The organism is Alteromonas sp. BZK5 (assembly GCF_014349115.1).
Lineage (GTDB): Bacteria > Pseudomonadota > Gammaproteobacteria > Enterobacterales > Alteromonadaceae > Alteromonas > Alteromonas macleodii.
On sequence record NZ_JACSOE010000152.1, the window covers coordinates 1 to 4,444 of the forward strand.

At 39.8% G+C, this 4,444-nt stretch carries 5 protein-coding genes; all 5 read right to left on the bottom strand.

Annotated elements, in window-relative coordinates:
- The coding region (locus BIZ39_RS20315) for a hypothetical protein (RefSeq protein WP_187447897.1) at positions 1-407 on the bottom strand (407 nt) is incomplete at its 3' end.
- Complete coding sequence (locus BIZ39_RS20320; RefSeq protein WP_187447898.1) at positions 407-844, bottom strand: hypothetical protein; 438 nt, start codon at positions 842-844, stop codon at positions 407-409. The genes BIZ39_RS20320 and BIZ39_RS20315, both read right to left, overlap by 1 nt.
- A gap of 53 nt (positions 845-897) precedes the next feature.
- Entirely contained in the window at positions 898-3,393 is a 2,496-nt protein-coding gene (locus BIZ39_RS20325) for a TraC family protein (protein ID WP_187447899.1), read from the bottom strand.
- Positions 3,394-3,507: 114 nt separating this feature from the next.
- Positions 3,508-3,834 carry a hypothetical protein gene (locus tag BIZ39_RS20330; RefSeq protein WP_187447900.1) on the bottom strand — a complete coding sequence of 109 codons (327 nt, stop codon included), beginning with the start codon at positions 3,832-3,834 and terminating at the stop codon, positions 3,508-3,510.
- A gap of 43 nt (positions 3,835-3,877) precedes the next feature.
- Positions 3,878-4,411, bottom strand: coding sequence for a TraV family lipoprotein (locus tag BIZ39_RS20335; protein WP_187447901.1), 534 nt, complete (start codon positions 4,409-4,411; stop codon positions 3,878-3,880).
- Between the last annotated feature and the right edge of the window lie 33 nt (positions 4,412-4,444).

The following is a 4,444-nucleotide window of genomic DNA, read 5'->3' on the forward strand; positions in this document are numbered from 1 at the left end:
GTGTAGTAACCATCATGAAAAGGAGGCTTGTCAGAGGGTAATGTTCCAAAGAAACTACCATTGATGAAAATGGTCCGCTCTTTTGAATTTATATAAACCGCATCTCCTTTTTTAGCGACAACCATTTTTAAAAGACTAATATCGTCGTTAAAGTGGTTGTTGTACTTTTTCCCGTCTAATTTTATCAAAGAGCCATAGGTGATTTTTGATACATCAACATCACTATCAAGCAACCAGAAGACTTGTGGCAAACATCTAACAATGTTTTGTTTTTCATACCCAAAACTATATGAGCTTTCAGTAAATGCAGATACGGAAAGAAATGAACAAAGGCAGAGCGCTACAACTTTAAAGATAAATGCTCGATTGAAACCTTTTCTCAGAGAAAACCAAAAATTTGAAAGCATTACTTAACACCTACAGGTTTCGATTTTTCTGGACCATTGATAAATTCATTTATTGCTTCAGGTGTTAACTCTTCGAGACCCATAGAGTCGGCAATATCATCTGTGATATCAAGGGAGTCCGGGGCATTAACAATAGATGACTTATTGAGAACAACGGCATTAGGGGAGTGTTTAATAACTTCTTTCAATAATCTGCGCGCTTCAGATTGGGCCATGAGTTCGATGAGGTCTTGGTTTAATGACATATCAGATTGCGTAATACGGTCACGCATGCTGACCATTAGACGTTGAGATAAATTGGTAAAATCGACAACAACCATGTCTTTGGTTGGGGTAGAAGACTTTTCGTTTTGCTCGAAAATAGTCCACGTTAATGCTGAAGTCGCTGCAGATATAACAACACAAAAAATCAATGGGATGGCGATAGATTTATTCATTAGAAGCTCCAAAAAAGTGACACTAAAAGTGTATTAGTGTCACTAATTGATATTTAGGCAGAACGCTGCTGAGCTTCTCTATCCTGTTCTTTCATAAACTCCTCAATTGCTTGTGGGATTGTAAACCCTTTAGATTCGTAATATCTGATTCGTGTATCTTCAACGGCATTAGAGGTATAAAGAAGTTGTGAAAACCTATCTAGCTTGAATCGTAAGAAGCCTGAGCCTCGATTGGTTGTATAAATGAAGTATTCTGAATACTCTGAGCCTTTTCGATCGAGTGTTTCGAGCATTTTGTAATCATAATCGCTAATGGAGAGCATTTTTTGCTCTTTCATATAGCTAATCGCTTCCTTCCTTTGTTTACCGAGGATTATCGACTCAGAGTTATTGAGAAGTGGAGAACCTAGGCCAAGGTCCAGCAATGATTGTGTGGCTACCCAACAGCATTTGTTAAACTTTCGAAATACTCGATATGCTTCGTCTATAAAGTCTATGACTTTTCGTACTCCTGGGTCAGGAGGCACAATACTGTCCTTTTTAATACTACAAAATTTCCAAAACTCATCAATTAGCACAATTCCATACCGATTTCTGTCCGTAGAAATAAAGTCTTGTTTGAGCTTCATTACCATCATGATTAACACAATCATGCGAAGTTCTGGTTGGTTTTGTAAACCATCTAATTCTAAGCAAGACCAATCACCAGACATTTGTAGATTGGCATCTCCAATAAAATATTTGCCGAAGACACCGTGTCGAGTGTACTTAAAGAACTGGGCTGCCATGTGCTTTACATGTATGTCCTTATTTTCTTCAGCTTCCTTTGCCATGTACTCTGATAAGAGGGTTACCTCAAGTTTATTGCCATGCTGTTGCCATAACTCTAAAACATACTGTTGTAGTTTTGATAATTGATAATCGGTCAAACCTTCTTTAGGTGCGGCCATGTATTCTAATATTGTTTCAATGCCACCGTATTGTTCATCTATGTCAACGATATTAGTGAACGGGTTTATCGATATATCTAAGTCATCGTTAGCAAAATCGATGAACTCACCTCCAACAATATCCGTTGTTTTTCGGTATGAATATCCACTATCAATGATACGAACGATTGCATTACGAGTATAAAGGCCCATCAAAAGATCATTACATAGAACGCTTTTCCCAGAACCTGTAATACCAGCGACCACACCATTAAATGAAGTGTCAGAATCATACGGGTCGTACATAACTGGCTGACCACGTTTAGTATAGAATAAGCTGTTTGCGCCGGGCCCATTCCCCTTAAAATCAGCAACAATAGGTATCAATTCACATGCATGCTCCGTTGTCATCGAAGAAAATTTATGGGTAAATTTTTGTGCCTGAGGAACAATAGCCATAGGGAACTGTAATTGCCAACACGGGCCTTGAGTGAAAGTATCATCTTTTAGAAGGTAACCATTATATTCGTAAAATGTTTTGACCTTCGTTGCCTGTTTAATTAATCCATCTTTTGTATCAGAGCTGAGCAACAGGTTTGTCCATATCTTGATTGGCCGATTTCCGTCTTCAATGCTATCAATCAATACTTGGAAGTTTTCACTCTTCATTCGAATGCGAGGAAACATTGCCCCAAATCTTCCCATGGCTTGCGTTCTTAGTTTTGCGCCTTTTTTTGTAATCTCATCACGTTCTTTCTGGTAATCAGGAAGGTAAATGTGTGTGGAAAGTATGAAAGGCTCAAGGATTTGGTTTAATGAACCCCTAGGATCGCCAATCAAATGGCTAACTTGAGGAAGTAAAGCAACTTCAGGAAAGCGTTGTACAGACATTGATTTTACAAACCGCTCGTTAACCTCTAGATGATTTTTTTCGATTTTAATAGAATCTTCATAGTCGAAAATTTGCTCATTGAGTTCAAGGTTTGGGTCAAGTTGCATTTTGGGGTATTTTGAGGGGTTAAGCATTTGACGCATGACCGCTAAATAATCTTCATGGTTCATTTGTCTGGGGGAACAATTAAGTGACATAAGCGCACTTGCGAAAGAGACTGACAACGTCCTAATCTTGTCAAATTCTTCTTCCGTTGGGATTTTGGAAACTGGGATTTTCATTACGCATATTAATGAAAAGTCTTTAAGTAAAAGTGGATTAGACTCATCAAGACTTTTTTTCGCCCCCTCTTGGTAGAGTTTAACTCGATTTGCGCAATATCGTCGTGCAATATCTGCTTTGACTGGGTCGCTTTTATTACTCATGACATGTGAGCGAGCATTGTAAAATCGAGACAAAATAGGATCGATAAATGTCGATGATGTAAGATGGAAGCTGATCATCGTATCATTCGGATAATCATTCGAAAAAAGCGCTTTGAGATTAAGTGCTGATTGTTCGTTTACACCGCATAAAGGAGCGCAAAGCCAAGCTGCCGCAAGAAAGCTTTCATTGTTATCTCCTTTGCACCAGAATAATTGTGAGTCTGGTTCAAATGAACGAACAGGAAACACATCGTTTAATTTAGATCTTTCAAATAGACTTTGTTGTCGAAGAAGATAATCCATTTCATTGTCCTAGTTAACATCTGAACTAGTAAATGTATTAAGTTTGTCGGGGACTAAAAAACAGATAAAAAAAACCCAGCACATAGCTGGGCTTTCTTAGTGGGTAACGGCCAATTAAACGTTGCTTTCTGCTGCGCCAGTTACACCAACGATAATTGACGCGCCATAGTTCGCTAGAAGCGCAACAAATACACCACCAGCAATACCCATCATTGACTGAGTAACCGCTGAAATACCTAGACCAACCGCAAATGCCACAATCGCAAAGATAGTGCCTAACGGGCCGTCAAGGAAGCTGATAAGTAATTGCAATGCATCGTTCATCTCAGACGTACCTGCGGCTGCAGTATCTGCAGCTGCGTCATACGCGACAGCGGCGCCAGTTGCTAATGCCATTGGAACTAGTACAGCGAGAACAGCGACAGCTTTATTCGTTTTCATAAGGTTTTCCTATATTCACATGAAGTTAAGTTTTTTGTGTTCATTACTCGACGGTATTTGAACTAAATGGCCCCGCAGATTTGTATCGCTCAATTTTAGTATTGTTAAGCGCCCATCTCCTTGGAGTGACTTCTGCAAATGCGGTTTGAGGCATTCTCAGAATTCCATTGGAATCCTCGTATGAATCAAACCACATTTCCAAAACTGTTGCAGGCATCAGTACAGGCTTTGGTTGGTCTACAGGTCGACTCATCAACCCTGCAACCGGTGCCACGTCACGATACGGTGATGTGTTTTCAACATCATCGCTATGCCCCGACGACGGCTCCTCACTATGTGAGTGGCCATTATCCTGAGATGTAACTTGCTTTCCTGATGAATGTTTTAGATGCGTATTAGATGGAAAGTCATTCGTATCTTTTCCACTTTCCGCTAGTTGCGCTGCGTTATATGCATCTGTACATACCCCTTCTTGCGGGTCCGGGCATGAAAACTCGTCGTAACCCCCTACAGCACAACCACTTAAGGCAACAACTCCACCTAATAAAAGGGCATTCTGTAAGTGTTTTTTTATCATCGGTAATTTTCGCTTCATCTCGACTTAACCTTA